26 protein-coding genes and 1 pseudogene are annotated in these 26794 nt (G+C 65.2%); 15 read left to right on the forward strand and 12 right to left on the reverse strand.

What is annotated here, in order from left to right; all coding sequences use genetic code 11:
• Window positions 1-192 precede the first annotated feature (192 nt).
• On the reverse strand, window positions 193-1473 hold the full coding sequence (locus D7252_RS06105; protein WP_120774567.1) for a S8 family serine peptidase: 1281 nt from the start codon (window positions 1471-1473) through the stop codon (window positions 193-195).
• 360 nt (window positions 1474-1833) lie between these two features.
• Between D7252_RS06105 and D7252_RS19810 the strand changes: the two genes are divergently transcribed.
• Complete coding sequence (locus D7252_RS19810; protein ID WP_147406698.1) at window positions 1834-2424, forward strand: DUF2510 domain-containing protein; 591 nt, start codon at window positions 1834-1836, stop codon at window positions 2422-2424.
• Window positions 2425-2494: 70 nt separating this feature from the next.
• Here D7252_RS19810 and D7252_RS06115 read toward each other — a convergent pair whose 3' ends face one another.
• Window positions 2495-3004 (reverse strand): DUF4188 domain-containing protein, encoded by a 510-nt coding sequence (locus D7252_RS06115; protein ID WP_120774569.1) that lies wholly within the window; start codon window positions 3002-3004, stop codon window positions 2495-2497.
• 70 nt (window positions 3005-3074) lie between these two features.
• On the opposite strand from D7252_RS06115, the gene D7252_RS06120 reads away from it, so the two are divergent.
• Entirely contained in the window at window positions 3075-3686 is a 612-nt protein-coding gene (locus D7252_RS06120) for a MerR family transcriptional regulator (protein ID WP_120776839.1), read from the forward strand.
• Between the two features lie 8 nt (window positions 3687-3694).
• On the opposite strand, the gene D7252_RS06125 is transcribed toward D7252_RS06120, so the two are convergent.
• The 3 genes from D7252_RS06125 to D7252_RS06135 all read right to left on the reverse strand — a co-directional run bounded on the left by D7252_RS06125 (window position 3695) and on the right by D7252_RS06135 (window position 6371).
• Window positions 3695-4102, reverse strand: coding sequence for a hypothetical protein (locus D7252_RS06125; RefSeq protein WP_147406699.1), 408 nt, complete (start codon window positions 4100-4102; stop codon window positions 3695-3697).
• Between the two features lie 158 nt (window positions 4103-4260).
• Window positions 4261-6039, reverse strand: coding sequence for a DUF2075 domain-containing protein (locus D7252_RS06130; RefSeq protein ID WP_183055197.1), 1779 nt, complete (start codon window positions 6037-6039; stop codon window positions 4261-4263).
• A complete protein-coding gene (locus tag D7252_RS06135; protein WP_120774571.1) occupies window positions 6036-6371 on the reverse strand; it encodes a nucleotide pyrophosphohydrolase in 336 nt (111 codons plus the stop codon). The genes D7252_RS06130 and D7252_RS06135 overlap by 4 nt, the downstream gene beginning before the upstream one ends.
• A 175-nt stretch (window positions 6372-6546) precedes the next feature.
• On the opposite strand from D7252_RS06135, the gene D7252_RS06140 reads away from it, so the two are divergent.
• A complete protein-coding gene (locus D7252_RS06140) occupies window positions 6547-6948 on the forward strand; it encodes a (deoxy)nucleoside triphosphate pyrophosphohydrolase (RefSeq protein ID WP_120774572.1) in 402 nt (133 codons plus the stop codon).
• Here D7252_RS06140 and D7252_RS06145 read toward each other — a convergent pair.
• Window positions 6945-8027, reverse strand: coding sequence for a hypothetical protein (locus D7252_RS06145; protein WP_120774573.1), 1083 nt, complete (start codon window positions 8025-8027; stop codon window positions 6945-6947). The genes D7252_RS06140 and D7252_RS06145 overlap by 4 nt on opposite strands.
• Before the next feature lie 215 nt (window positions 8028-8242).
• Between D7252_RS06145 and D7252_RS06150 the strand changes: the two genes are divergently transcribed.
• Window positions 8243-9493 carry a hypothetical protein gene (locus D7252_RS06150; RefSeq protein WP_120774574.1) on the forward strand — a complete coding sequence of 417 codons (1251 nt, stop codon included), beginning with the start codon at window positions 8243-8245 and terminating at the stop codon, window positions 9491-9493.
• A 107-nt stretch (window positions 9494-9600) separates the two neighbouring features.
• Entirely contained in the window at window positions 9601-10878 is a 1278-nt protein-coding gene (locus D7252_RS06155) for a DUF4041 domain-containing protein (protein WP_259461059.1), read from the forward strand.
• A 76-nt stretch (window positions 10879-10954) separates the two neighbouring features.
• On the opposite strand, the pseudogene D7252_RS06160 reads toward D7252_RS06155, so the two are convergent.
• A pseudogene (locus D7252_RS06160) lies at window positions 10955-11456 on the reverse strand (STAS domain-containing protein); the annotation flags it as partial.
• Window positions 11457-11778: 322 nt separating this feature from the next.
• On the opposite strand from D7252_RS06160, the gene D7252_RS06170 reads away from it, so the two are divergent.
• Complete coding sequence (locus D7252_RS06170) at window positions 11779-12858, forward strand: DUF2510 domain-containing protein (RefSeq protein WP_220659885.1); 1080 nt, start codon at window positions 11779-11781, stop codon at window positions 12856-12858.
• A gap of 171 nt (window positions 12859-13029) precedes the next feature.
• Window positions 13030-13311, forward strand: a complete 282-nt coding sequence (locus D7252_RS20330; protein WP_251050647.1) for a hypothetical protein — start codon at window positions 13030-13032, stop codon at window positions 13309-13311.
• A 99-nt stretch (window positions 13312-13410) separates the two neighbouring features.
• Here the strand turns inward: D7252_RS20330 and D7252_RS06180 are convergent, their stop codons facing one another.
• Entirely contained in the window at window positions 13411-14541 is a 1131-nt protein-coding gene (locus D7252_RS06180; protein ID WP_120774576.1) for a GTPase family protein, read from the reverse strand.
• Window positions 14542-14782: 241 nt separating this feature from the next.
• Window positions 14783-15487 (reverse strand): GntR family transcriptional regulator, encoded by a 705-nt coding sequence (locus D7252_RS06185; protein ID WP_183055198.1) that lies wholly within the window; start codon window positions 15485-15487, stop codon window positions 14783-14785.
• A gap of 142 nt (window positions 15488-15629) precedes the next feature.
• Here D7252_RS06185 and D7252_RS06190 point away from each other — a divergent pair, with 142 nt between their 5' ends.
• The 6 genes from D7252_RS06190 to D7252_RS06215 are packed head-to-tail and all read left to right on the forward strand — an operon-like array spanning window position 15630 to window position 22197.
• The gene (locus D7252_RS06190) at window positions 15630-16673 is read left to right on the forward strand and encodes an autoinducer 2 ABC transporter substrate-binding protein (RefSeq protein WP_120774578.1); all 1044 of its coding nucleotides are present in this window, start codon (window positions 15630-15632) and stop codon (window positions 16671-16673) included.
• The gene (locus D7252_RS06195) at window positions 16657-18192 is read left to right on the forward strand and encodes a sugar ABC transporter ATP-binding protein (protein ID WP_120774579.1); all 1536 of its coding nucleotides are present in this window, start codon (window positions 16657-16659) and stop codon (window positions 18190-18192) included. The genes D7252_RS06190 and D7252_RS06195 overlap by 17 nt, the downstream gene beginning before the upstream one ends.
• Window positions 18185-19150, forward strand: coding sequence for an ABC transporter permease (locus D7252_RS06200; RefSeq protein ID WP_120774580.1), 966 nt, complete (start codon window positions 18185-18187; stop codon window positions 19148-19150). The genes D7252_RS06195 and D7252_RS06200 overlap by 8 nt, the downstream gene beginning before the upstream one ends.
• An 8-nt stretch (window positions 19151-19158) precedes the next feature.
• Window positions 19159-20115 carry an ABC transporter permease gene (locus D7252_RS06205; RefSeq protein WP_183055199.1) on the forward strand — a complete coding sequence of 319 codons (957 nt, stop codon included), beginning with the start codon at window positions 19159-19161 and terminating at the stop codon, window positions 20113-20115.
• Window positions 20112-21134 carry a carbohydrate kinase family protein gene (locus D7252_RS06210; RefSeq protein ID WP_120774582.1) on the forward strand — a complete coding sequence of 341 codons (1023 nt, stop codon included), beginning with the start codon at window positions 20112-20114 and terminating at the stop codon, window positions 21132-21134. Before D7252_RS06205 ends, D7252_RS06210 begins: the two co-directional genes overlap by 4 nt.
• The gene (locus tag D7252_RS06215) at window positions 21127-22197 is read left to right on the forward strand and encodes an ADP-ribosylglycohydrolase family protein (RefSeq protein ID WP_120774583.1); all 1071 of its coding nucleotides are present in this window, start codon (window positions 21127-21129) and stop codon (window positions 22195-22197) included. Before D7252_RS06210 ends, D7252_RS06215 begins: the two co-directional genes overlap by 8 nt.
• A gap of 70 nt (window positions 22198-22267) precedes the next feature.
• On the opposite strand, the gene D7252_RS06220 is transcribed toward D7252_RS06215, so the two are convergent.
• Window positions 22268-22831: a dihydrofolate reductase family protein gene (locus D7252_RS06220; RefSeq protein ID WP_120774584.1), complete on the reverse strand. Its 564-nt coding sequence runs from the start codon at window positions 22829-22831 to the stop codon at window positions 22268-22270.
• A 214-nt stretch (window positions 22832-23045) separates the two neighbouring features.
• Window positions 23046-23549 (reverse strand): MarR family winged helix-turn-helix transcriptional regulator, encoded by a 504-nt coding sequence (locus D7252_RS06225; protein ID WP_120774585.1) that lies wholly within the window; start codon window positions 23547-23549, stop codon window positions 23046-23048.
• Between the two features lie 89 nt (window positions 23550-23638).
• Here D7252_RS06225 and D7252_RS06230 point away from each other — a divergent pair, with 89 nt between their 5' ends.
• Window positions 23639-24568: an NADP-dependent oxidoreductase gene (locus D7252_RS06230; protein WP_120774586.1), complete on the forward strand. Its 930-nt coding sequence runs from the start codon at window positions 23639-23641 to the stop codon at window positions 24566-24568.
• 7 nt (window positions 24569-24575) lie between these two features.
• Here the strand turns inward: D7252_RS06230 and D7252_RS06235 are convergent, their stop codons facing one another.
• Window positions 24576-25259 carry an HNH endonuclease gene (locus D7252_RS06235; RefSeq protein ID WP_120776841.1) on the reverse strand — a complete coding sequence of 228 codons (684 nt, stop codon included), beginning with the start codon at window positions 25257-25259 and terminating at the stop codon, window positions 24576-24578.
• Between the two features lie 146 nt (window positions 25260-25405).
• Between D7252_RS06235 and D7252_RS06240 the strand changes: the two genes are divergently transcribed.
• A complete protein-coding gene (locus tag D7252_RS06240; protein ID WP_251050649.1) occupies window positions 25406-26746 on the forward strand; it encodes an HNH endonuclease signature motif containing protein in 1341 nt (446 codons plus the stop codon).
• Window positions 26747-26794 lie beyond the last annotated feature (48 nt).

The following is a 26794-nucleotide window of genomic DNA, read 5'->3' on the forward strand; positions in this document are numbered from 1 at the left end:
CGCCCGCGCAGAGGGCGGGCGTCGCTTCAGCGGTTCACGGGGCTGGCGGTGTGACCGGCAGCCCCTGACCTGTCTGACTCAGGACTCGACATGGTCACGATGCTACCTGGGCCTACAGTCTTCACGTCTTCAGTGGACGCAACAGCGACTCCGTAGCCGCCGGCATCAGCCGACGGCTACGGAGAAGGTGTCTTAGGGGAGACGGTTGAGGGCGTCGGGGATGGAGATAGTTCGACCACCCAGGGTCTGCTCCGCGCGCTCACCGGTGATGGGGGCGCCGGATCGCTGCAAGGCATCGATGCGCATATTGAAATCAGTGACTGTGCGAGGAGACCCGGCCTTATCGGCGAGTACTGCGAACGCGGCGGCGACCTGCGGAGCGGAGAATGACGTGCCCTTCGCGGTGCTTGCGCCTCCGGGGTAGTAGGTGAGCATGGTGTTGGCGGTCGGTGCCCACTCGCCGTAGCCCACCGGCGCGTAGAGAGTGCGCCAGCCCATGTCGAGCACGTTGGAGTACGCGGTCGGCACGGTCGGGTGCGCGATCTCGGTCGCACCGGACGGCACGATCGACTTTCCGCAGGTGTAGGGCGTGCTGCCTTCGGTCAAGCCTTCGTTGCCGGCCGAGATCACGACGGCAACTCCATAGGCAAGGAGCCGCTTGGCAATCGCGTCGATCTTCGCTCCCGGGGATCCAGGCGTGCACGTGGTGGCCGAGCTCCAGTTGTCGCGGTTGCCGTACATCCCTGAATTCGAGATGTTGACGGCCACGATCGGGTTGGCCTTGAGCTCTGCCGTATCGGGGCTCTTCACCAGCTTCTCGGTTTCGAGCAGAGCGTTGAGAATGCTGTTCGTCTCGAACATCGGGCCCGTCTTGCCCGTGCCGACCTTCATCGCGATGAGCTTCGCTCCGGGCGCCACACCGGAGTAGGGCTGTGTCTCATTGACTGAGCGCCACACGCGCTGGCGCGGCTGCCCGACGAGCAGGCCAGCAGTCATCGTGCCGTGCGCCGCGTGGCAGAAGCCTCCGTCATCGCTGCAGGTCTGCGAAGCGCCGTTCGACGGAGCGGAGACACCGGATCCGCCCGCTCCCTCCTGGCGCACGAAGGACTGGTCGGGGAGTCCGCTCCCGGGGTACGTCTCCGACCGTGTCATGGTCTCTCCGCCGGAGCACAGGCTCCCGAACTTTGCGTCGAGCTGCCCGAAGCAGTACTCGCCGATCACCTGACTGGCGAGCGCGGAATCGGTCAGATCGAAGGCGCCGTCGATGTCGACGATCGTCGTGCCGGACCCGTCGTAGGAGGCGCCGGTCGAGTCTTTGAACTGACCCGCGATCGTGCCTCCGAGGTTGTATGGCGCTGAGCGGATGGGAACGAGCGGGGGGTCGTCCGTTGGTGCGGCCGTTGCGGGTGCTGCGACGGTGGCGACACAGGAGAAGGCGGCGAGAACGGCGACAGCGAAGTGGGTACGTTTCATCCGGCCACCGTAGGGATGGGTGGCGAGGCCGCGGAGCGTGTCATCGCGATTAAGTGGTCAGAGCTCGGGGCAGCAGGGGTGGCACCCAGCCGTTAAGTGTTTTCGCGCCACGGATGCAGTGCTTGGCCTCAGGGGCTTAGGTGGCGAGCCCGGTCGTCGAGCGGCGCTTCCACTGGTTCCGTGCGCTGCGGGTCTCTGCGAGAGGATCGCCCGCGCCCACGCCCAGCGGATTCGGTTGGCGGATGCCGTTCCGGCGGGGGACGTAGTCGGGTCGAGGGATGGGGTCGATGCTCCGTCGGAGTGCATCGCTGAGTGCAGCGTGCTCGGGGCGTGCTCCTCGACTGCCGGGCGGCGCTGAGCATGGCTCCCCTGCCGCTACGCTCGGCATGGAAAGCAGCATCGGCGCGCGCTGTCGCGCGCCTGGAGAGGAATGACATGAGCACAAATCCTGCCGGTTGGTACCCGAACGGTGACCAGTGGGAAACATACTGGGATGGCGCGCAGTGGACCGAGCAGCACCGCGCCGTGGCGCCTACGGGGATGCCAGCACCGCCTGCACCGCCCGCGACTGTCGCTCAGCCCGCTACCGAGTCGTACAGCAATGATGGGGCGTTGCTGAGGTTCAAGTCGCACATCGACGGGAAGAACGCAGACGTCGTGATTTTCCCTGATCGCATTGAGTGGCTCATGGCTAGAGGCGTGTCGGGCGCGAAGGTGACGGCCGGAGTCTTGACCGCTGGACTCTCGGTGTTCGCGACCGGTGTGAAGAATGGCAAGGCAGGGAGCCAAATGATCCCGATGAAGTCGATCACCGGAGTTTCGACGAAGCGCGACGGAATTATCAACACGATCGTGACAGTGACGTCCTCGAGCTCGGCGATCGGCTTCCGCGTCTCGCACAAGGAGGCCGAGCAGATGCGTCAGCTCCTGAACCAGCTCATCCTCGTCTGACTCGTGCGCCGAAGCCCCGCTCAGAAGAGTCGAGGCTTCGGCGTCCGCGAATCAAGCGCTGAAACCCGGTCTACGTATTGACCGACGGATGCTGCGCCGCCTCGGTTCGCCCATCCACAAACCGCGCCTGCGCCCGGTCGTGCCGCTTCCCGACCTCGACCATCTCGGTCGCCTTCGGCAGTCCCATCGGCCTGGTCGAGACGTACACGCTCTCGGCGCGGTCGACGAGGAAGGTCTCGTGCCAGATGCCGACCGCTCCCGGAGCTTTGCGCGCCATCTTGTTGAAGCGGGTCCAAGCGGGGCGGTGTTCGTGCGAGGGGCTGGACGCGTAGGCATAGAGCTTGTCGATGGATGACCAGTACTGCACGAGGTACGGTCCGCCGGCGCCGAGGAGCAGGTGGAAGCCGAGGAGGCCCGAGTCGGGGTCGGTGGCGAGCTCGCGCAGCATCCGCGGCATGGCGCCGAAGACCGGCATCCAGAGGTCGGGGCGCCACCAGCTGTTGATCTGCATTCCGATGTGGAACACGACGAGCTCGCCCTCGTGGCGGTGCGTCATGCGTCCCTTGATGACTCGCGACATGCTGTCTCCTCGACTCGATAGTCCTGCTATCCATAATGGATAGCGCTACTATCGAAGTCAAGAGGTGGCCATGAGAATTTCCGAACTGTCAGCCCAGACCGGCGTGAGTGTGCCGACGATCAAGTACTACCTGCGCGAGGGGCTGCTTCCCGAGGGTGAGCGCAGCGCGCCGACCCAAGCCGCGTATGGCGAGAAGCATGTGGAGCGGCTACGGGTGATCCGGGCGCTGCTCGACGCCGGGGTGAGCATCGCCGAGACGCGGCGGGTGCTGGGGGCGCTCGATGATCCGCCAGAGGATCCGCACCTGCTTTTGGGGGCGGCGCATTCGGCGATCACTCCGGCGGTGGGTGACCCGCTGGATTTGGCGGAGGCTGAGCGGCTCGTTGCGGGGCTGGGGTGGAAGCCGGGGATGTGCGACGCTTCTGTCTTGAACGCGGTTGCGCGCGCGTTGCAGGGGTTGGAGCAGGCGGGGTTTGAGGTTCCGGACGCTGTGATGGCGGAGTACCTCGCGAGCATGCGGCGGATTGCGGATGTGGAGATCGCCGGCGTGCCGGAGGAGTCTGCGGAGGCTGCGGTGCGGTACGTGGTGTTGGGGTCGGTGCTAGTGGAGCCGTTGTTGTTGGCGTTGCGGCGAGTGGCGGAGCAGGTTTCGTCGGGGGAGAGGTTCGACCAGCCAGTTTGATGAGTTGTTCAGTACCCCACCAAGAGCGCGCCTTCGAACGGAAGACGGAGACGGTCAGATGCGTAGATAGCTGACAGCTGGTCGCGCGTTCGGGCGAAGGCACTAGTGCTGGTGTTCCCGTAGCGGTAGATCTCTGGCGTCATGATCACCATGTATGTTGCGTCCAGCAATAGCGACATCCGAATGATGTCGCGGTAGTCAGCGTTTCCCATTGCTCCACGGCCGGCTTCGACCTCGACCGCGATGCCGAGCTCGTCGTGGAAAGCGTCAATTTCGTAAGAGACTTCGGGGCGACCGTTGTCTCCGAACAGGACGGGGCGCCGGATTCGCTGGGCTGCTAGCTTGCCGGACTCGACGACATAGCCGAGCTCTTCCATGCCGGGACGCAGAGCGGAGAGCACGTAGTCACTGGTCAAGCGGTCGTGATCCGCAGCACGCAGGGGCTCAGTGTCGACTACAGGCCGACTGCTAGCCACCACCCCCACGAGCTGTTCGACCAGGAAGGCGGCCGAGCGTTGCGGGGGAAGTAACTCCACTTGGGATAGCTCACCTGCTCATCTTCCCGTGCTTCGCGTTAGATCGGACTCTGTCGGTCCGATGTAGATGCCAAAGAATCGTCCAGCAGCGCCGCCCGGATCTGACCGCGCAGGGCCGGATCGCAAACGTAAACGTACGTTCCACGAATCCCACGAGTCAGTAGCACTCCGTAGATGTTCCGAATGAACACCAGTAGATCGTCGTCTGAGAAGGCGTCCTTGAGGTGGCCGGTGTTCTCTTTCCCCTTCTTGTCCCGATACCGTTCACGGTCCGCGACGATCCGGCCGGAATCACGGTCGAGCCGCAGATCCGGCCCGATGATCACGCCGGCGTAGTTGAGGTCGTAGCCCTGCACCGTGTGGATGGAGCCGACCTCATCGAGAGATCCCGCAGAGTTGATCCAGTCTTTCTGCGCTTTGTTCCAGCGCATGCGCTCGCCGTCGAGCTCGATGTCGAAGGCATCACGGTCGTTCTTGGAAGCCCAGTCCCACGCATACCCAGCGACGAGCCGCGAGAGTCCAACTTCCGCGTCCTTCTCCCGTATCGCAGCACGCATCTCCCGGAGGTCGTCAAAGAACTGGAGGTCGTAGTCTCCGAGGTCAGGAAGTGCTGGTTTCTCATCGCGGAGTAGGGCTCTGATGAACTCGACGTAGTCCGCACCCGCCCGCACTCGCATCTGCGTGGTGAGGCGAAAGAAGCGGTGAGTATCCCGCGCAGCCCGCACCTCCCTGTTGAGAGTTGCAGGGGAGAGATCATGGGGACGGACACTCTGCTCGCCGTCGATGAGCAACAGCTGGTGCCTACTTCGTGCCTTGATCCAGTCGAGTTGAGTGTGACGAGGATCGTCCGCACCGAAAAGTTCAGTGTTGATGTCCCGGAACTTCTTGTTCTGAACCCCGGACGCCTGGTTCGCACGCTGACCGAGTCGGTGGGTCTCATCAACAAGGACGAGATCGTACGCGGAGTCAGATTCGCCGAGTTGGAACGGGGACAGCACCATGTCTGCATGGAGCTTCGGCGTTTTCCTGAACACCTTCTTGACTGACTCGCGCAGCGACTGTTGAGGGATCACGAGCGCCATCCGAAGGGTCCTCAGCAGGTCCCGGTTTTCGGGAACGAAGAACTCGGAGAACATCGAGTCGGGCTCGATGTCATCGTGGTCCTGATAATCGCGGATGTCGGCGAGCAGCTTCATCAGAAAGATCGCGATGATCGTCTTGCCTGTGCCGGGGTTGCCCTCCACGACCAGCGTTGACCGAGCGTTCGGATGCTGAAGGTCATCCAGCAAGCCCTCAACGATGTCCGTGATCGCGACTGCTTGGTCGTTGGTCAGCACTTTGAACGGCGAGAGTTTGAAAAGGTCGGAGTTCTCGATCTGCGGGATGCTGCGACTGAACAGTCCTTCTTCGCGGAGGGCTTCAAACACATCGCGGAACGACTCGCGATAGAGATCGCGATCGTAGTACTGGGCGTCGGTGAGACCGTCATTGCCGTTGAGAATCGCGTATCGACCGTCGCCGTGGAACCACCGGATTAGGTGGGACTCCAGGTCGAGACATACCGACTTGTTGAAGGTGTGGTCGATGACTACCCGAATCGACTCAAGTCCTTCGTTCTTCTTTGAGCCTCCGAGGTGCTGCCGCATGCGCGTCGCTGCGCTGACCGTCTCCCCGACGTACAGCCCAGGAATCTTGCGATCCGTCGCACCGTCGATCATATAGACGACAGGCCAGTTGGTGTGACGCGTATCGTCGTGTGCCCAGCAGTCGACGGCTTCGCGGCGGAAGAGGAGCCGCTGGATGCTGAAGCCGGTCAATCGCGCTCCTCGGCGAGCTTGGTGTACTTCGTCGTGCGTCCCTTTGCCAGCGCGACGGGATACTTCGCCTTCGTCGATTCCAGCTTGCGCATGACGATCTCGTCTAGGTCGACGCCGATCTTGTTCGCGAGGTGGACGCAGTAGGTGACGACATCCGCGAGTTCGGCTTCAACCTGCTCTCGATCGAACTCGGGCGACCACTGGAAGCATTCCAGGAGTTCGCCAGCCTCGATCGAGATGCTCTTCGCGAGATTCTCGGGCGAATGGAACTGGTCCCAGTCACGCTCGGCGACGAGGTCGCGCAGGGCAGCGAGAGTCGAGTCGGTCAACATGATGCGACGTTAGCAGTGCCCTCCGCAAGATCGACAGCTGCGCAATCCGGCGGTGCTAGGCAGTGCTGCTGTCAGCCGCGCTACGCGCGCCCAACTCTTCGTGAATCCGAAGCGCCGGCTCGCCGCAGTTGACGCTCGCGGCACCCTGCTAGCTTGCTCATGAGGTGATGTGGGGATGAACCGAGAACGCGTTGTTGAAGTTGTCGCGGCAGTCATCGAGCACGATGGCCGGGTACTCGCGTGCAGACGTCGCCCGAAGAAGGCTGCGGGCGGAAAGTGGGAATTCCCCGGCGGCAAGATCGAACCTCACGAGACGCCAGAGTCTGCACTTGTCCGAGAGATTCAGGAGGAGCTGAGCATCGGTATCGAAGTTGTCTCTCGGCTGCGAACCGACGAGACGCAGGTCGGAGATAGCGTGATCCGCCTGATCTGTCTTCGTGCACGTCTGACGGGCGACGCTCCGACGGTAAGTCTCGACCACGATGAACTGCGCTGGCTCGCGCCGGAGTCTCTGCCCGAACTAGATTGGGCCGCACCCGATCTGCCTGCTGTCGCCGAACTCGCCGGCAGAGCCTAAGTAGCGACTGAGAAGCTTCCTTCGTCTCGGACGACGAGAATGATGCCGAGGTCGGACATCAGCGACTCCAGATGTTTGATCGGCCGGCCCGGGAGGAGGACGACGGGAACGGCCGCAATGCCTGCACCGCGAGCAACCCGGGCGTAGTCCAAGACCTGGCCGATCGCCGTGCGGACGTATCCGCGGGCAGTTGACTTCTTGGCTTCGATGACCCATCCCGACTCGGGGACATACATGTCCGGTTCAATCATGGTGCCCGCAGAACGCAGCAGTAAACGGTTTGGCGTCTGACCCTGTTGCTGGAGCCATGCACCAAAGTCGGCTTGAAGCTCGAACTCGATGCGCGAAACCACGCGCTCATCGACCGTTGTCCTTTCGTCGACCCAATATGGCGTGGACTCGGGTGCGACCCACGATGTAACCTGCGCTTCGCGCACAAGCGACCGCGGCCGGGGATCGAGCGCCTCGATGTCGGCAGCGACTGGGACGAGGTTGAAGATGATGCCCTCACGTAGGTTTCCGTCAGAATCGGGAATCGTCTCGGGCCGGTATGGGGGCTCGCCGGTGGTGAACTCTCCCACGTAGGTGACGAACGTTGCCTGCTTCGTGAACAGGCGAATCGGCCGCCCATCTCGTGCCGCATCGCGGAGCGCGGCGTTCCCGCGGACGAACTGCTGGGGCCCGTACTGCCCTTCCCCTGTGTAGGAGAAGGAACCGTCCTCCTGAAGTCCTTCGAAAGCGTCGTATCCGTGGCGCGCGCCACTCTCAGCGCTAGTGATCACGAGGATGTCTGGAATGGAACGAGGCGTGATGATGCCGCCCTGCTCCTGCCCGCCGTAGGCAGCGTGGAGTTCGCGGCGGCGCACGGTGTCACCAACCTCCAGAGTCCAAGTGGTAGTTGTGACCCCGGACCCTTGCTCGCGAAAGCGCGCTCTCACGGCAGCCGCCTGATCTTCGTCAAGCTCCCACCGTGCGCGGTCGGCGGCGAGCGTCCCGTACAGCGCACGAAGTTGGTCGCGAATGCGCTTCTGATCCACGCCAAGTTCGAGCGACAAGGTAGCTGGCGTGATGAGGGTCATGCGCGCAGCATACTGATATTCCGGTTGATGCGAAGCGGTCTCCGATCCGAGCTCAGGATCCCTCGCCGCAGATATTCACGGTCCTAAGAGCCCGTTCTACTCAAACCTTCACGTTGATCATCGTCTGATCGATCACGGTCCAACACTCATGTCGCAGACGGGCGAGCGGCTGTGGACCCCCATCGATAGAATGCGGGAGAATTCAAGGGAGAAGCATGGCGCGTCGTAGAGGGTTTTTCGCTGAGGTTCAGCACCAGGCGAAGTTGTCGGAACAGCGCCAGCGGGCGGCGCAACGGCAGCATGATCAAGCCGTGCGGCAGGCGACCGCTGCGCAACGGGCAGCCGAGCGCGCACAGCTCGCTGCGGAGCGCGCATCGGAGCAAGACCGAAAGCGTCTCGAGCGTGAAGCTGCTCAGGCATACGCGGCCGCCCGAGTGGCCGAGGCTGAGGACATGACGACCGATCTACGTGCCAGGCTGGCGGAGTTGGACGGGTTGCTGGCCGCCACGCTCGAGGTCGACGACTTCGTTGACCTCGAGACGCTGCGCGTCGTGGCTCAGCATCCTCCGTTCCATCACCCGGAGCTTCAGTATCCCCTTCCGCCCCCTGCCCCGATCCCTCATCCGCCCCTCCCCGTGAAACGCGAACCTGAGGCCCCGAAGGGTCTCTTTGGCCGGAAGCAGAAACAAGAGCAGGCCGCTGCGGCGGCAGAGGAGCAGTACGCTGCCGACTACCGGGCTTGGAAGGTGGTCTCCGACGCGCTCCCGGCGCAGCGCGCTGCAGCGCAGGCACAGTACGAGGAAGCGGAGCGGAAGCGCCAGGCGGAGCTGGCGTTCGCGGTCGAGCGCCACAAGCAAGAGTCTGCGGAGCGAGAGCGTGAGGTCGCGGAGCAGAACGAAGCGCTTGATCAATTGATCGCGGGTTTGGCGTACGGAACTGTCGACGCAGTCCAGGAATACATCTCAGTCGTGCTCGCAAACTCGGTATATCCGGAGTGGATGCATGTCTCGCACAGCGCCGATTTCGAGCCCAGCGACGCCGAACTCAAGATGCGCATCATCGTGCCAGGACCGGACATCGTACCCACCGCGAAACACTACAAATACGTCAAGGCCTCCGACGAGATTGCGCCGGTTGGGGCAACACAGAAGGAGACCAAGGACCGCTACGCGTCGATAGTAAATAACATCGCGTTGAGGTCCGTCCACGAGGTCTTCGAAGCGGATCGCCGATCGCTGATCCAGTCGATCAGTCTCGAGCTGGGCGCAGAGACGATCAGCCCTGCGACTGGGCAGCCAATCTACGTGCCGTTTGTCGCGGTTGCGGCGAGCCGCGAAGCTTTCGAAAAGCTCGATCTTTCAGCGGTCGTGCCGCTCGCCACGCTGGAGCACCTGGGTGCCGCCGTGTCGAAGAACCCCTACGGCCTGACGCCGATCACGGCCGGCGGGGTACGGCGCGCACGATGACTGAAAGCGGCATAATCTTCAACCCGCCGCCCGGGTGGCCGAAGCCGCCTGTCGGCTGGATTCCGCCCGCAGGGTGGACTCCTGACCCGGCTTGGCCTGAGGCCCCCGTGGGTTGGCAGCTCTGGCTGACCCCTGACGATGGCCAAAAGGCGACTCAAGGGGCACCGATCAATGCGTCGATGGCGGCCGAGGTCGCTCCTGCCAGAACCCGCGCCGAGGCGAAAGCGGAGGCTTCTCGATCCACACTGAATCCTCCGAGCTCCGAGATGGCGTCGCCCACCACGGAGGCAGGAAGGATCGCCTACTTAGAGGCGGAGAATGCGTCCCTGCGTGCTCAGGTTGGTGCAGCGACGTCAGGGGATTTCGTGGAGCTCGACGATGCGCGAGTCCTGCAAGACGTCGGCATCTACCGCTATCACCACCCACTCGAGTCGGCTGCCGCCTACCAAGACGAGCTTCGCAATCTGGAGCGCGCTGTAGCCGAGCTAGTTAGTTCTGGGCGCGCGATCGTGAGGTCGGAACTCTTCACGCTGAACAACTCGCTCTCCCAAGGACGCCGCATGTCGGACGATCTCGCGAAACTCATGCTCAGGGCGTATAACGCTGAGGCGGACAACGCCATCCGCACGCTTCGCGCGGGAAACGTTGTGACAGCTCTAAAGCGTCTGGATGCCTCGAAAAAGGCGATCGCAAAACTTGGACAGCTGATGGAGATGCATATCGGTGACGAGTTTCATGAGCTACGAGTTCGAGAAATCGAGTTGACCGCTGACTGGTTGATTAAGAAGCAACAGGAGCGTGAAGCGGAGCGCGACGAGCGTGCGCGGTTACGCGAGGAGAAGCGGGTCTCACGCGAGCTCGCCGAGGAACGTGCGCGCTTGGACAAAGAACGTCTGCATCTCGTCAACACACTGGCGGCACTGCAGCAGGCTGGAGACGTAGACGACGCACTAATCCAGCGTCTTGCTGCGATTGATGAGGCGATCGTTCAGAACGACTTCCGCGCGGCCAACATCCGCGCTGGCTATGTTTACGTCATATCGAACCAGGGCGCGTTTGGAAGCAACGTGGTCAAGATCGGGCTGACCCGCCGTCTCGAGCCGCGTGAGCGGATCTTCGAGCTCGGAGGAGCGTCCGTTCCGTTCCGGTTTGACACGCATGCGTTGTTCTTCTCAGAAGATGCCGTCACGCTTGAAGCAGACCTTCATCGGCACTTCTCCGACCGAGCTGTCAACCGAGCGAATGCTCGCAAGGAGTTCTTCTTCGCTACCCCCACCGAGGTGCGCGACGTGCTCCTCAACAAGGTTGGAAACATTTTGGAGTTCACTGACGAGGTCGAGGCAACGGAGTATCGCCAATCGGTAGCGCTCTGGCCTACGCAGTAGTCCGGCCGTCAGCGGCGCTGGAAATGGCCGCTAGCCGCTTTACGAAATGAATGCTCGCACCACCTGCTCTACTCAGGCCGACCGTCAGCCGCCCCTGCATCCGCTGACTACTCTCATTCATCCCGACGATCTCCACGGGCTTCCCAGCGCCACATACTTCGTGTCGATCGCATCCAACGTGGCAACCGTCGACGCATCTCACACATGCGGCCCCGACAGATCAATCACGACGCGATCAGGATCGATTGAGTACGAGAACAACGTCGTCAGGTCATTGCTCGACGCGAGGACAGTGCCCCTTCCACGACATACGTCACAACACCTCCCGCCGCACCCAGAACCCGACGAACCGTCACGAAGTGCGTCACCCGCCGCACGAACAGCACCGACGCCACGAGCGCTCCGCCGACGACCCCGACCGCCAGGTTGTGCGTGATCAGTACCAGCACAACGGTCAACACCATCACGAAGGTCTCGCTCTTCGGCATCCGCTTCAATGTCGACGGACGCACCTTGTGCCAGTCGAACGCTCCGATCGCGACCATGATCATCACGGCCACGAGCGCCGCCATCGGGATCGTCCCGGACCTCGCGGGTCAGCATCCGCGGATTCTTCAGCGCTTGAAGCACCGTGGATTCGCCCGCTAGCGGGCAGGATCATCGACCGCAGTTGTGAAGAGAAGGCCCAGAGAAGGGTGCTCGCGAATGAAGCAGACGTCTAGCGAAGCGGATGCCGGGGCAGGTGCCTCTGCCTGCAGACCCCGCGCGACGACCAGCCGAACAGCGCGTCGGCGTGTGCGATAACAATCAACCCCGGTGGGTCACTCCCTGATAGACGCCCGTCATAACGAAGCTGCAACTCCGCACGGAAGGCTCACAGCGCTCTGCCAGGATGAGCGCATGACGACACCGAATACCACTCCCGCCGGTTGGTACGACGACGGCTCTGGTCGCCAGCGCTGGTGGGATGGTCAGCAGTGGGGGAGCTTTGCTGACGAGGTTAGCGCGGGCGGTCCCACGGCGATCGCAACGGCCCCCGCCGCCTACTCCGGTGCGCATCCCGCCGGAGCCCTTCCGAAGAAGCTCAACGTTCTCGCTTTGGTCGCTGCGATCGTTGCCGCTGTCGGATTTATTTTCGCTTGTATGCCCGGCGCCATGATCGTTGGCTGGATTCTGCTGCCGATCGCCTTCGTGCTGAGCATCGTCTCGCTCTTCCTCAAAGGTGACAAGAAGTGGCTCGGCATCGTCGGCCTCGTGCTGTCCATCGTCGGGACGATCGTTGGTGTCTTGGTGTTCCTCGGTGTTGTCGCGACCGCCGCTGACGAGGCGTTTAGCGGCGGTGACACCAGCGTCACCCAGCCGGGGGAACCTGGCGAGGCCGAGGAGCCTGCCGAAGAAGAGCCTGCAGAAGCTGCGGAGGGCAGTCGGGAGAACCCATTCCCTATCGGGTCGGAGATTAGCAACAGCGACTGGGCCGTCGTCGTTAACACGGTGAACGCTGACGGCAACGCCATCGTCTCCGAAGCCAACCAGTTCAACGAGGCGGCTCCTGCTGGTTCTCACTATGAGATCGTGAACTACACGATCACTTACAAGGGTGCCGACTCGGCCACCTCGTCCGAGGTCACGGTGGATGTCGTGACGTCCGCTGGCAATGTCATCAACAGCTATGACACCTATGTCAGTCTTTCGGATGAGTTTGGATTCGAGGAACTCTTCGCAGGTGCTACCGTCACTGGATCGCAGGCGTTCCTGGTGCCCGATGGCGAAACCATTGTCGTTCGTGTCACCCCGGTTTCTTCGCGGACGAGGTCTTCATTCAGCCGTGATCATCCGATGATGCGAATGAAGCCCTGGCACCTGCGGTGTCAGAGCTTCGCTCGTCTCGTTAGGTGGAGCGCGCTCCGCCCCCTCCCCGATGACGGATGCTGCCCCAAACTTCGCCGCAGAACACGGTATCCGCCGCCTTCCCCGGCGTGACGGTGATCGCGAGGATCCGCCGCGTGCTGACCCTTTCGCTGACCGCGGCGCTCCTATTTCCCGCCTTCATGTCGTCCAGCAAGGGCTATTGCCCGGGGTGGCGTCGACGCGAACGGCGGGTTCATCGACGCGACCGGCAAATCCGTCGAGGAGGCACCTCAATGCGTCCAGTTGACGCTGGCGCCAGGCCCGCTGGTCTTCGTCGGGATCGCGCTGATCGTCCTCATCGCGATCGGCCGGGTCATGAAGGCACCCGACGAACTCACGGCCCTGCGGATCCTCGACCGCTCGGCGATCGCCGTCGCTGCCCTCGTGGTCGTCGCGATCGTGGTGTCCCAGGTGTGGTTCCAGATGATCCCGCTCGAGGCCTTCAACGACGGGTCCTGGTCGCTCTTCAGCCCCTTCCCCTCCGGCAACATCGACGTCGAGATCACGCCGATGACGATGCCCTGACCGCAAGGTGTGGCGATGGCGTTTCGTCTCGCTTCGCTCGCTCAACGCCCGGGACGGGGCGTTTCGTCTCGCAGGCTCGCTCAACGGCCCGGGGCCGCCTCAGCCCTTCCCCGGCTTGACCTTCTTGAACCACACACCGACCTGCTGCTGGAACAGTTCCCGCACCATGTTGTTGTCGAGCGCACCGTCGATACCCCGCAACCTGCCCTGCGTGAGTTCCCCGCAGACGACAGCCCATGCGTATCCGATAGCGAGGGTGAAGGAGCTCGCCACGGCACCGGAGACCACGCCGCCCACGATCGTCCCCGCACCAGGGATGAGCTTCAGCAGACCGCCGGCCGCGGCGCGTCCTGCGGCCGAGACCGCCACCGTGGCCGCGGTTGCCGCGAGGGTGGCGGTCTCCATCTTGACGCCGTAGATGGCGGAGACTCGGGCCATCATCGCGAGCTGAATCGGCACGAGCACTCCCGCGTCGGCGACCGGGATGGGTATTGCGCCGACAGTCAGCGCCGACGCGGCAGCCGTGCGGACAACTGCTTGAGCTTGTTTGCGCTTTCTGTCCAGATCGACTTTCTGTGCTGCCGCAAGGGCTGCTTCAACACCTGCGGGAGCTGCGCGAAAGGTGGCATCAACAAGATCCTTCAGGCCGTGTTGCACCTGTCCGGTGAACTCGTCCGCCGTCGACATCACCAGGATCGGTCGGCCATTCACGATCGGCAGGTCGAGGCTGGCGATGTGCTCAGCCAGGGTCACGGCATCCGCGTGATACTGGCCCGCCCGGGACGGCACCTGCGTGAGCACGACGACGACCGGAAGGCCCAGCTGGTGGAGCTTACGGATGAACTCCGCCTCGGTCTCTTCGAATCGACGGTCCGTCGCTCGGACGCAGTACCACGCGACGTGGATCTGCTCGGAGAGCGGTTGTTGCCGCATCCGCTTGATGTACGCCCCGAGCTCCTTGATCAGAGCGTCGGTGTCCTTCCCGATCTCCAGCCCGCGGGTGTCCAGGAGCCCGAGGAAGCCGGATCGATGGATGTAGAGGTGCTCCTCCATCGTGACCGGCTCGCCGACGCCCGTGGGTGCGACGTCTTCGCCGAAGATGGCGTTGATCAGAGTGGACTTGCCGACGCCCGTCTTGCCGAAGATCGCCAGGTTGAACCGGCCGATCTCTCGCGCCTGATCCTTCCACTCCTGGCGGAAGCTGTCTTCGGAGAAGGTTTCGTCAGTCATCGCGCACGCTCTCTGAGACTGCGGCCTTGCGGCTCGTGAGAGGACTTCCCTCTCGGTGAGCATCATCGTATAGGCCGTCGCTCCGCGCCGGCCGAGGGTTGAGTGCTCGGGGCGGGGAGGCGTTTCGTCTCGCAGGCTCGCTCAACGACCGGGGCGGCGCGCAGGAAGGCGTTTCGGGTCGCCTGTGCTGCCGGTTCTGCTTCCGATGGAGTCAAGACCCTCGGGCGGGCCCCGCCGAGCTCTACTGCGTCAACTTCACGAAATACTCATACCGGTCACCCGGCGATGAGCTCGACACATACTCGACCGGCCGCCCGGAGGTATCGCTCGTCCACCGGTTGATCGTCAGCAACGGGAATCCCTCCGCGACCCCCAAAGCGTCCGCCTGCTCAGGCGTCGCGGCCTCGGCGCGGATCTTCTCGCTGGCTTCCCTGAGGTAGATGCCCAGCTCCGCGAACAGCGCATACAGCGACTGCGTTCGACCCAGGTCCTCGGCTTTGAGCCGGGCGCCGATCTCGTCGGGAACCCACGACACCATCAGGCAGAACGGCCGGTCGTCGTTGAGCCGCACACGCGCGATGCGCCAGAGGTGGGCGCCGGGCAGGAAGTCGGTGGCGTTGAGGGGCGGCGAGGGATCGGGTTCGATCACGATGTCACGGATGCCGGGCCGGAGGCCGAGATCGCGCATGACGTCGGTGAAGCTGCGCAGATCGCCGAGCGTGTGGGTCATGCCCTGCTCGCTCACGTAGGTGCCCGACCCGCGCTGCCGTCGTAGCAAGTTCACCTGGGTGAGCACGTTGAGCGCCTGGCGCACCGTGTTGCGACTGACGCCGAACAGCTCGCCCAACTCGAGCTCGCCGGGGAGGCGTTCCCCCGACTTCCACCGGCCATCGGCGATCTCCTGTCGCAGTTGGTCGGCGATCTGTTGATATGCCGGTTTTGTCACCCTGTCACCTTGCCATAAGCCAAATGTACCTACAGCTATTGAAGTTGTACCCACAACTTGATATGGTCATCTCACGCTGTACCCGACCACACGATACAAGCCAGCGCGAGCTACCCCCCTCGATCAACGAAGAGAAGAGATCATGCAACGACGCAACCACTTCCGCCGCACCGCTGCGACGGCCGCCGCTCTGCTCACCGCTGTCGGCCTCCTCGCCGCCTGCACGGGCCCCGATTCCTCCACCTCTCCGGGGGCCACGGATGGCGGCGGCGATGGCGACGCCCGCATCGCATTCGTCTCGCAGGTCGAGGGCATCCCCTACTTCTCCGGATTCAAGACCGGGGCGGAGAAGGCCGCCGAGGAGTTCGGCGTCTCCTACACGCAGTCGGGCCCCGCCAAGGCGGACTCCGCCGAGCAGAAGCGAATCGTCGACGGACTCGTCGCCCAGGGCTACGACGGCATCGCGATCTCGCCCCTCGACCCCACCTCGATGGACGGCTCGATCGCCGCGGCTTCCTCCGACGGCCTCGCCGTCATAACCGCCGACGCCGACGCTCCGAACAGCAAGCGCACCGTGTTCGTCTCCCAGGTCAGCGACGAGGAGCTCGGCCAGACGGCCATGGACCAGATCGCCGAGCAGGCCGGCAGCAAGGGCCAGTACGCGATCGTCTCGGGTGCGGCGGATGTCGCGACCTTCAACTCGTGGTCGCAGGCAGCGGTTGACCACCAGCTCGCCGAATACCCCGATATGGAGCTCGTCGGCGGCATCCGCCACACCGCTGACAGCGCCGAAGCCCTCCGCGAAGCGCAGGACCTGCTGACCGCCTACCCGGAACTCGCCGGCATCATCGCCGTCCCTTCCACCGCGGTCCCCGGTGTCGCGCAGGCCGTGCAGAACGCCGGCAAGTCCGGAGACGTGGCCGTGACCGGATTCGGCAGCCCCAAGACGGTGTCCCCGTTCATCGCCTCGGGTGTCATGAAGTCCAGCGTGCTGTGGAACGTCGAAGACCTCGGCTACCTCACCGTCTGGGCTCTCACCCAGGTGATCGAGGGTAACGAGTTCTCCGCAGAGAACGACGTCCCCGGGCTCGACGAACCCGTGCGCTACGACGAGGCCACCCAGACCCTGCTGCTCGGCGAGCCGACCGTGTTCACCAAGGAGAACGTCGATGACTTCGACTTCTGACCCGTCACCCCTCCTCGCCGTCCGCGGAGTCTCGAAGAGATTCGGCGCGGTCGTCGCACTGGAAGACGTCTCCCTCGAGATCGGCCGGGCCGAACGCGTGGCGATCATGGGCGAGAACGGTGCCGGCAAGTCGACGCTCATGAAGCTGCTCGCCGGCGTCTACAGCCCCGACGACGGCTCCATGTCGTTCGACGGGGAGCCGTACGCTCCCGCCGACCCGCACGCCGCCCTGGCCCTCGGGGTGTCGACGGTCTACCAGGAGCCGGCGTTCTTCGCCCACCTCTCGGTGATCGAGAACCTGTTCATGGGCAACCTTCCCCGCACGCGGCTCGGATCGGTCGACACCGCGGCGATGCGCACCGAGGCCCAGGCCTTGCTGCGAAGGCTCAACCTCCCGGAGAAGCTTCTCGACCGGAAGATGGGCGAACTGTCGCTCGGCGAGCAGCAGCAGGTGCTCATCGCCCGGGCCGTACGCGTCGACGCCCGCATCCTCATCCTCGATGAGCCGACCTCGATCTTGACCCGAGCCGAGTCGGAGCGGCTGTTCGACATCGTCGACACGCTGATCGCCGAAGGGACCTCCGTCGTCTCGATCACCCACCGCTTCGACGAACTCGAGCGCCTGGGGGAGCGGTTCATCGTGCTCCGGGACGGCCGCTACGTCGGCGAGACCGACGACCCGGCGCAGGAGCCGCTGCTGAAGATGATGGGTGGCCGCTCGGGCGCAGCCCTTGCACCCCTCGCCGCCGAAGAGCGCCCGCCGCTCCCCGAAGGTACGCCCCCCACCCTGACCGTCGAGCGGCTGACGGTCGAAGGGCAGTTCGAGGACATCTCCTTCGAGGTCTACCCCGGGCGCATCACCGGCCTGTACGGACTCGTGGGCGCCGGACGCAGCGAGGTCGCCCTGACGATCTTCGGAGCGACCGCGCTGACCTCGGGCACGATGACCCTCGGCGCACGTCCCTTCGCGCCGCGCAGCACCCGCGACGCGCTCAACCACGGCGTCGCCTACGTGCCCGAAGACCGCAAGACCCAGGGCGTTTTCCCGTTCATGAACGTCACCGAGAACCTCACAGCATCCACCCACGAGAAGATCACCACGACCGGGCTCATCCGCGTCGCCAAGGAGCAGGGGTTCGTGTCGGCATGGATCTCGAAGTTCTCGATCAAGACCGCGACCAGCCGAGCCGGCATCCTTACCCTGTCGGGCGGAAACCAGCAGAAGACGCTCCTCGCCCGCGCCGTCGCCACCGAGCCCAAACTGTTGATCCTCGATGAGCCCACCCGCGGGATCGACGTCGCCACGAAGGCCGAGATCCATCGCGACATCCGCGACCTCGCGGCCACCGGTGTCGCGGTGCTGGTCATCAGCAGCGAACTCCCGGAGCTGATCGCCCTGTCCGACCACGTCCACGTTCTGAGAGAGGGGCACATGACCGCCTCATTCACCCGCGAGCAGGCGACAGAGGATGCTGTGCTCCGCGCCGCGGTCGGAGCGGGGGTGAGCGCAGGTGGCTGATTCCCGTTCTCTCCGGCGCGTGCAGCTCGCACTGCTCCCGGTGCTCCTCATCGTCGAGTTCCTCGTGTTCTCGCTCCTGTCCCCGCGCTTCTTCACCCCCGAGAACCTCGCGAACATCGCCTACAACTCCGCCGACCTCGCCCTGGTCGCCGCAGGTGTCACGCTCGTCGTGATCCTCGGCGGCATCGACGTCTCGACCGGCTTCGCCGTCGGGATCGTCGCGTGGACGGTCGCCAAGCTCAGCGGCACCGGCTTGCCGGCGTTCGTGGTGATCCTCGCCGCACTTGTCGTGGGCGCCCTGCTCGGAGCCATCAACGGCAGCCTCGTGACCTTCGGCAAGGTGCCGCCCATCATCGCGACACTCGGAACCGCGGCGATCTTCCAGACCGCCCTGTTCGCACTCTGGAACAGCAACGACCTGTTCTCCAGCCCCATCGCCCCGATCTTCTCCGGCGAACGCGTGCTGGGCGTGCCGATGGTCGTCGCCCTCGTGATCGCCGTCTACGCGCTGCTCGCCTGGTTCATGCATCGGCGCCCCTCGGGCCGCGAGCTGTATGCCACCGGATCCAACCCCGAGGCCGCGCGGCTGTCGGGCATCCGCGTCAAGCGCCTCACCTTCCTGAGCTATCTGACGATCGGTGTACTGGTCGGGCTCGCCGGTCTGATCTACGTCGGCCGAGTGGGTGTCGTGCAGGCGTCGAGCGGAAACGAACTGACGCTCCTCGCGATCGCCGCGGTCGTCGTCGGCGGTACATCGATCCTGGGTGGCGAGGGCTCCGTCCTTCGCACTCTCGGGGGCCTCGTCTTCATCGTGGTGCTGCAGAACGGGATCGTCCTCGCCGGCGTCCCGCCGCTCTGGAACGGACTCATGGTCGGTACCACGATCATCCTCGCCGTGGCCATCGACGTCCTCGCGGCGCGCAAGGCCAACCGCCCACTCCTGAGAGGTCTCGCATGAATCGCGTGATGAGGTCCATCCCCTGGAGTGACCGCCGGGTCTCCCTCGCACTACTCATCCTCGTCGCACTCGTCGCGATGAGCCTGCTGTCGCCGTACTTCCTTCGCCCCGACAACCTGCTCTCCATGACGCAGTACGGCGCGGTGCTGGGACTGCTCGCCCTCGGGCAGAGCATCGTGATCCTCGGCGGCGGCGGTGGCATCGACCTCTCGGTCGGCTCGACCATGAGCCTTTCCGGCGTGGTGTTCGGACTGCTCGCGGTCAACGTCGGCCTTGACCCCTGGGTCGCGGCCCTCGGTGCCATCGCGGCGGGAGCGCTCCTGGGCGGCATCAACGCGGCTCTGATCACCCTGCTGCGCATTCCTCCGCTCATCGCCACGATCGCCACCCTGTACCTGTTCGCCTCCGCGGCGCTGGTGCTCACGAACGGCATCGACATCAATGGCTTCGACCGTTCCGGCTTCGCCTTCCTCGGTCAGAGCAAGATCGCCGGGTTCCCCACGCAGGTCGTGCTCGTCCTGCTACCCGCCTACGTGATCGCCGCCATCATCCTGTCGCGCACTCCTGCGGGCCGCCGCATCTACGAGACGGGCAACAACGCCCAGGCAGCGCTTCTCACGGGCGTGAACGTGCGCGCTACCCGCGCCGGTCTCTACATCACCTCGGGAGCGCTCGCCGGTGTCGCGGCCGTCGTCAACGCGTCATGGCTGCTGAACGCCAAGGCCGCTGCCGGTGCGGGCATGGAGTTGCAGTCGATCACCATCGCGGTCCTCGGCGGCATCGTCATCACCGGTGGCATCGGCCGCGTATCCGGCACGTTGCTGGGCCTCGTGCTCGTGGTGATCCTCAACTCCGGTCTGCAACTGGCCGGTGTGAGCAACACCTGGCAGATCGGTCTTCTCGGAGCCGTGCTCATCATCAGCGTCCTGATCGACACCCTGCGAGTACGGAGGCAGCGCACATGAGCGAGCTCAGCACCCTCAGCACCCTCATCCCCTCGATTCCGGCACGAGGCGAGCGGGCGATCGACTTGCTCGTCGTCGGCGACACCGGCATCGACCTCATGGTCGACGTCGCCGACCTGCCCGGCCGAGACGCGAAGTCGATCGGGCAGAGTCTCGGCATCCACCCCGGAGGCATGGGTGCGAACTTCGCCGTCGCAGCCGGCCTGGCGGAGTCGGCGCTGCGGGTCTCCCTGTTCTCGCGCGTCGGTGACGACCCGTTCGGCGTCGGATGCATCCGTGCGCTCGCCAGTGCGGGCATCGCGACCGATCATGTCGAGGTGATGCCCGACGAGCTCACCTGGTGGTGCGCCGTCGCGGTCGCCGCCGACGGCGAGAAGAGCCTCCTCGGCGGACGCACGCCGGCCTCTCTTCCCGATGCCTCCCGCGTGGGCCGCGACGTGCTCTCGGCGACCCGCTGGCTGCATGTGCTCGCCGACGTTCCGGGGTCGGACGACCTGATCCGGCGCGCGCGATCGGCCGGAGCGAGAACCAGCGTCGACGTCGAGGGCAGCTACGTCGTCGAAGACCCCGAACGGGCGAGGGAGCTCATCGCCCTCGCAGACCTGGCGATCATCAACACCGGCGCGGCGCAGAACCTCACCGGCACTGCCGATGACGAGACGGCGCTCGCCGCTCTTCTGGACGGCACCGCGCACCGCGCCGTCGTGCTCACTCGCGGTGCGGGCGGCTCGCTTTTCGGAGCTACAGACGGCGACGGCGCCATCTCGGTCTGGTCGCAGGCCAGCGTGATGGTGCCGCGTGTGGTCGACACGACGGGCGCGGGCGATGCATTCGCCGGCACGGTCGTCGCTTCGCTGCTCGCCGACCGTGGCGTCGACCAGGCTCTCGCCGCAGCGGCCGCGCACGCTGCCCAGACGATCCGGCACCTCGGGTCCCGCTCCGGTGGCGTCCCCGGGTGGCCGCACACCGTGACTCACCGCACACCTGCCTCACAACAAACAGGAGACATCCATGACTGAACTGACTGTCGCGACCCCGCAGACCGACCCGACGCGCTTCACCCGCCTCGAAGACAAGATCCTCGGATCACTCGCGACCGCGGTGATCGGCGACGCACTCGGTGCTCCGACCGAGACGCGCAGCATTCCCCAGATTCGCGCGCTCTTCGACGGTCCTGTGACGGAATTCCAGAAGCCCCTCGCGGATTCTCCCTACTCGAAGGGTCGTCACGCGGCGCAGATCACGGATGACAGCAGTCAGCTGCTCATGCTCGCCGAGGTGTTCATCCGCACTCGCACGGCGATCACCGCGCGCGACGTCGCCGACATGATCCTCGAGTGGTCGACGAACACCGACTACTTCCCGCACTTCGCCGGACCCACGACCCGTCGCGCGGTCGCTGCGCTTCGTGAGGGCGCAGACCCCGAGACGATCGGCGCCGCGGGTGACGAGGCCACCACCGGTGCGAGCAACGGTGCCGCGATGCGCGCCGGTGCCGCCGGACTCGCCCACCCGGGAGACGTGGGTGCCGCTGTTCAAGCGGCGCTGATCACGGCACGCCCCAGCCACTTCACCTCGGTCGGAGTCGCCGGGGCCGCCGCCATCGCCGGCGCCGTGGCCGCTGCGCTCGTCGATGACGCGAGCGTCACCGACGTGGTCGATGCCTTCCTCTGGTCGGCGCTCGAGGGAGAGCGGCTCGGACGCGAACTCGGGCGCGAGGTCCCCGCGCCGAGCGTGTACGAGCGTGCCAAGCGCGCCGCCGAGATCGCGATCGTCGAGCGCGACCAGGACCGGCTCGTCGCGCGCATCGCCGCCGAGATCGGCACCGGGCTCCCGGCAGCCGAGGCTGTTCCCGCGGCTCTCGGATTCTTCGTCGCCGCTGCCGGCGACCCGTGGCGCACCGTGCAGGCGGCTGCCAACGCGGGCGACGACACCGACACGGTCGCGTGCATGGCTGGATCGATCGCCGGAGCCTTCTCGGGCTTCGCCGCCGTGCCGCGCGACAAGTACGCGCAGGTGCTGGAGGCCAACCCGATCGACATCGCCGACGTCGCCCAGCGGTTGTACGAGGTCGTTCGCTGACGGACATCCGGCAAGGATGGGGTCGGGCCTCGGAGGTCCGGCCCCTTCCGCGTCCCTCCGCCAGCTGCCGTCAGACTCGCGGACGATACCGCTGCACGACGACTCCCGACCCGAACTCCTCGCGCCCCACGAGCTCGAGCTGCACCCGCTCGCTCAGCCCGGCGAGCAGCGTCGGCCCGTGCCCGGCGACGACCGGATGCACGGCGAACACGTACTCGTCGATGAGTCCCCACTCGGCCAATGCCGTCGGCAGCGTCACGCCGCCCACCGACAGAAAGCTGTCTCCCGGCTCCTGCTTGAGGCGCTCGACCGCCTCTCGGAGGTCGCCGTCGAGCAGTTCGGAGTTCCAGTCGACCGCAGTCAGGGTGCTCGAGACGACGTACTTCTTCGTCCGGTCGATGGCTTCGGCGAACAGGACCTCCGACTCATCCATCCAGTCGGGCCACACGCCGTCGGCCGGACGCCGCCACGCCGACTCCATCATCTCGTAGGTCACGCGGCCGTAGATCTCGGCATCCGCTCGTTTCATCTCGGACGTCCAGAAGTGCATGAACTCCTCGTCGGGTGGGAGCCCCGCCTCGTGATGGCAGCATCCGTCAAGCGTGACGTTGATGGCATATCGCAGCGGTCTCATCTGTCGCTCTCCCTTGGATGCGCAGTGCGGTTTCTCGGGAAGGTAGCAGAGCACGATCGCGCTGTCACCGGCGTGGGCACGCGAAGGAGGCGTTTCGTCTCGCAGGCTCGCTCAACGACCGGGGTGGTTGGACTCGATCAATGGCTGGACGCTGTGGGGGTGAGGCGTTTCGTCTCGCTCCGCTCGCTCAGCGACCGGCGGGGGCCGAGCTCGCTCAACGACCGGGGGTCGGCTTGCGCCGGCCGGCCGACCGCGGGGGATTCGCGCGCAGGTGCCCACTGACCTGCGTCATCACTCGCGCGAGCGTGTCGACATCGGCATCCGTCAGTGATTCGAACAGCAGACTCTTCACTGCCTCGATGTGCCCGGGGAACACTCTCGCCAGCACCTCCCGCCCCTCTGCGGTGATGGCGACGATCGTGCTGCGCTCGTCCTCGGGTGACGGCGCCCGCGTGACGAGCCCGCGTTCCTCGAGCGACTGCGCCTGATACGTCAGGCCACTCCTGCTGTAGACGACCCCGTCGGCGAGGTCGGTCATCCGCTGGCTGCCGCCCGGAGCGTCGCCCAACCGCGCGAGCAACTGGAACTGTACGTAGCTGAGCTTCCCGACATCTTTCAGCTGCTTCTCGACCGCGTGCCGCAGGAGGCTGCTGACTTCGGTGAAGGCGAAGTAGGCGGCGAGCTCCGTCGAGGAGAGCTGAGGAGGATTCGTGCTCATGCCCTAAGTATACGGCTTGCTTCGAATTCGAAGCAGTGCTACTGTCGACTTATTGCTTCGAATTCGAAGCACAACGAAAGGACAACATTATGAAGGCAGTACGGTTCCACGAAGTGGGCGGCCCCGAAGTTCTCCAGTACGAAGACATCGAGCAGCCCACGCCCGCCGCGGGTCAGGTGCGGCTGCGTGTCGCAGCATCCGCCTACAGCGCCGCCGACAACGGCATGCGCGCCGGCTTCCTCCCCATCCCCGTGGTGCTCCCCCACGTTCCGGGTTACGACGTCTCCGGAACCGTCGACGCGATCGGCGACGGCGTGAAGGAGTTCGCTGTCGGAGACGCGGTCATCGGCTTCCTGCCGATGGTGGAAGACGGAGGTGCCGCCGAGTATGTCGTCGCCCCGGCATCCGCTCTGGTTGCGGCGCCGAGCAGCGTTCCCCTCGCGGATGCTGCGGCGTTGCCGTCCGTCGCCCTCACTGCGCGCCAGGCGCTCTTCGATGAAGGGGGTCTCGAAGCGGGCCAGCGAGTCCTGATCGTCGGCGCGGGCGGCGTCGTCGGCAAGTACGCCATCGCCCTGGCCAAGAGGGCCGGCGCGTACGTCATCGCCACGGCAAGCCCGAGAAGTGCGGATGCTGTGCGCGCAGCCGGTGCGGACGAGATCATCGACCACACCGAAACCGATGTGCGCGAGGCGGTCACTGAGCAGGTCGACCTCCTCCTCAACCTCGCCCCCATCGACCCGGACGAGTTCACCGCCCTGGTGAGCCTCGTCCGCTCGGGTGGAGTCGTGGTGAGCACCACCGCCTGGATGCCGGCACCTGACGACGCCGAACGGAACGTGCGGTCGGTGGTCGTGTTCGTCCGCAGCGACGCCGAACAGCTCCGGGAGCTCGTGGCCCTGGTCGACAGTGGCGATCTGCGACTGGAAGTCACCCGCCGCATCCCGCTCACCGAGCTGCCGGCGCTGCATGCCGAGGCCACCTCCAGACCGATCGCCGGCAAGGTGATCGTGATTCCGTGAGGTGTCGTCACTCCCGTGGCAGTCGTGGTGCGCTATCCGGCCCGGAGGTCGCCACAGCTGCCGCGGGAGCGGCGGCGTGAGCTGCGGCTCGGGCGGCGTCGCGGGCCGCGCTCCGAGCGGCGTCATGCGCTTGTCGCACGCGCGTCCTGATCTCCTGCGCGTCTTGGTCGGCGACGCGCATCAATTCCAGCAGGCGCTTGTGGTGCGCCCAGTGCCGATCCCACAACTCGGGCCCGACTGCGGCGAGGAAGTCGACTTTCGTCGGGACTCCGCGGCGTTCATACTCCTGAAGCCGCGCGATCCGCTCCTCGATATCTCGGATGCCCCGGGCTGTGGGTGAGAGCCTCGCGGTGCTGCGCATCCACACGAGCCAATTCTTGTTCCCCTTGCTCTGGTTGCACTTCCCGCAGGCAGGGACGAGGTTGTGAATCTCAGAGATATAGCCGGTCGGTCGCTGCTGGTCCACGAGGGGTCGCAGATGATCCCACTCCGTGCTTTCGCCGCCGCAGTACGCGCAGGCGATGTGGTCGAGCATTCCCAGGACATCCAGCGCGTCGCGGACCTCGGCCTCGGAAGGCATCACGACCGGGATGACTCCGTTCACGAACGAGTTCGTGATGCTCGAACTGCGGCCCGAGATCCGCACCGGATTGGGCATTGCGAACCAGCTCAGATACACCGGAGAAGTCATGAGTCGATCTTCGTGGATTGGCGACCGCACGCGCACGAATCCCATCGTCGAGCGGGCATCTGGATCACTTCCACCGATATGCCGAAGTACCGGCGTAATTCGAACAAACGTTCGAAACTCGCAACGATCCGAGGTAGTATTGAGGCATGGCAGAACTGATCGGATTGCACGAGGCGATGGCTCGCCTCGATGCGGTCTGGGCAGACGCTGACGCCGCGTCCGGCCTGTCACGCGAGCAGCTGATCGCCGTGAACGACGCCATCGGCGTGGTGCAAAGGCGAGTGGATGCCGTGCACGCCGACGTCGCTGCGGGAATCGCTCATGAGTCCCGCCCCGAGTTGGGTGCTGAGGGTCTGGCCAAGCAGCAGGGGTTCCGCACCGCAGCCAAGCTGATCGCCGCGACGACCGGGGTGTCCACCGGCGACGCCAGCCGCCTGGTGAAAGTCGGAGAGGCGACCGCGCCGCGCACAGACCTTTTGGGCGCCCAGCTGCCGGCCAAGTATCCGGCGCTGCGAGAGGCACTCGCCTCCGGCGCCCTCGGTGTGCAGGCCGTGGCCCTGATCCTCGCGCTGCTGGAGCGTTGCCGCATCGCCGCCGGGGCCGAGCGCATCGCGCAGGCCGAACAGTTGCTCGCCGAGGCCGCCGTCGGACTCTCCCTCGACGACGTACGACGCCTGGTCGTGCGGGCAGAAGCCTGGCTCGACCCCGACGGTATCGAGCCCAAAGAAGACGACAAGCGCTCGAAGCGATCACTGACGATCTCCGAACGCGGCGGAATGGTGCACCTGAACGCCATCCTCGACGCCGAGACCGCAGCCCCGGTGGTGGCCGCGATCCGCGGGTACGTCACCGCCGCCTTCGCGGCGCGCCAAGAAGCACCGGATGCCGATGCACCGGATGCCGACCGCCGCAGCGTCCAGATGATCCAGGCCGATGCTCTCGCCGTATTCTGCGGCCACGTGCTCAGCTGCGGCCAGAAGGTTCCGCTCGCCGGGGCCACGGTCATCGTCCGCATGAACCTCGACGACCTGCAGAACGGCACCGGATCAGCGACGATCGACGGTCTCGATCAGCCGGTCAGCGCGAAAACCGCCAGACAGATGGCGGCCGCCGGAGGAGTGATCCCCTGCGTCCTCGGCGGGGACAGCGAGATCCTCGACTGGGGCAGAGAGAAACGCCTCTTCACACGGGCGCAACGACTCGCACTCGTGGAACGCGACGGCGGATGCGCGATGTGCGGACTCCCACCCGAAATGACCAAAGCACACCACATCCGATGGTGGAAACGAGACCACGGGCCCACCGATCTCACCAACGGGGTCCTCCTCTGCGAGACCTGCCACCACCGCATCCACGACAACGGCTGGGACATCCACATCGACGGCACCGGAATCAGCGCACACGTCTGGTTCCTCCCACCCCGCTACGTCGACCCCGACCGCACACCCCGCCTCGGCGGCCGCGCACGATTCGACATCGCCGCATGAGCCGGGGCGGCGTGGGGCGGGCGCTTCGTCTCGCTGGCGCTCGCCCAA

It is taken from the genome of Microbacterium sp. CGR2 (assembly GCF_003626735.1).
Classification (GTDB): domain Bacteria; phylum Actinomycetota; class Actinomycetes; order Actinomycetales; family Microbacteriaceae; genus Microbacterium.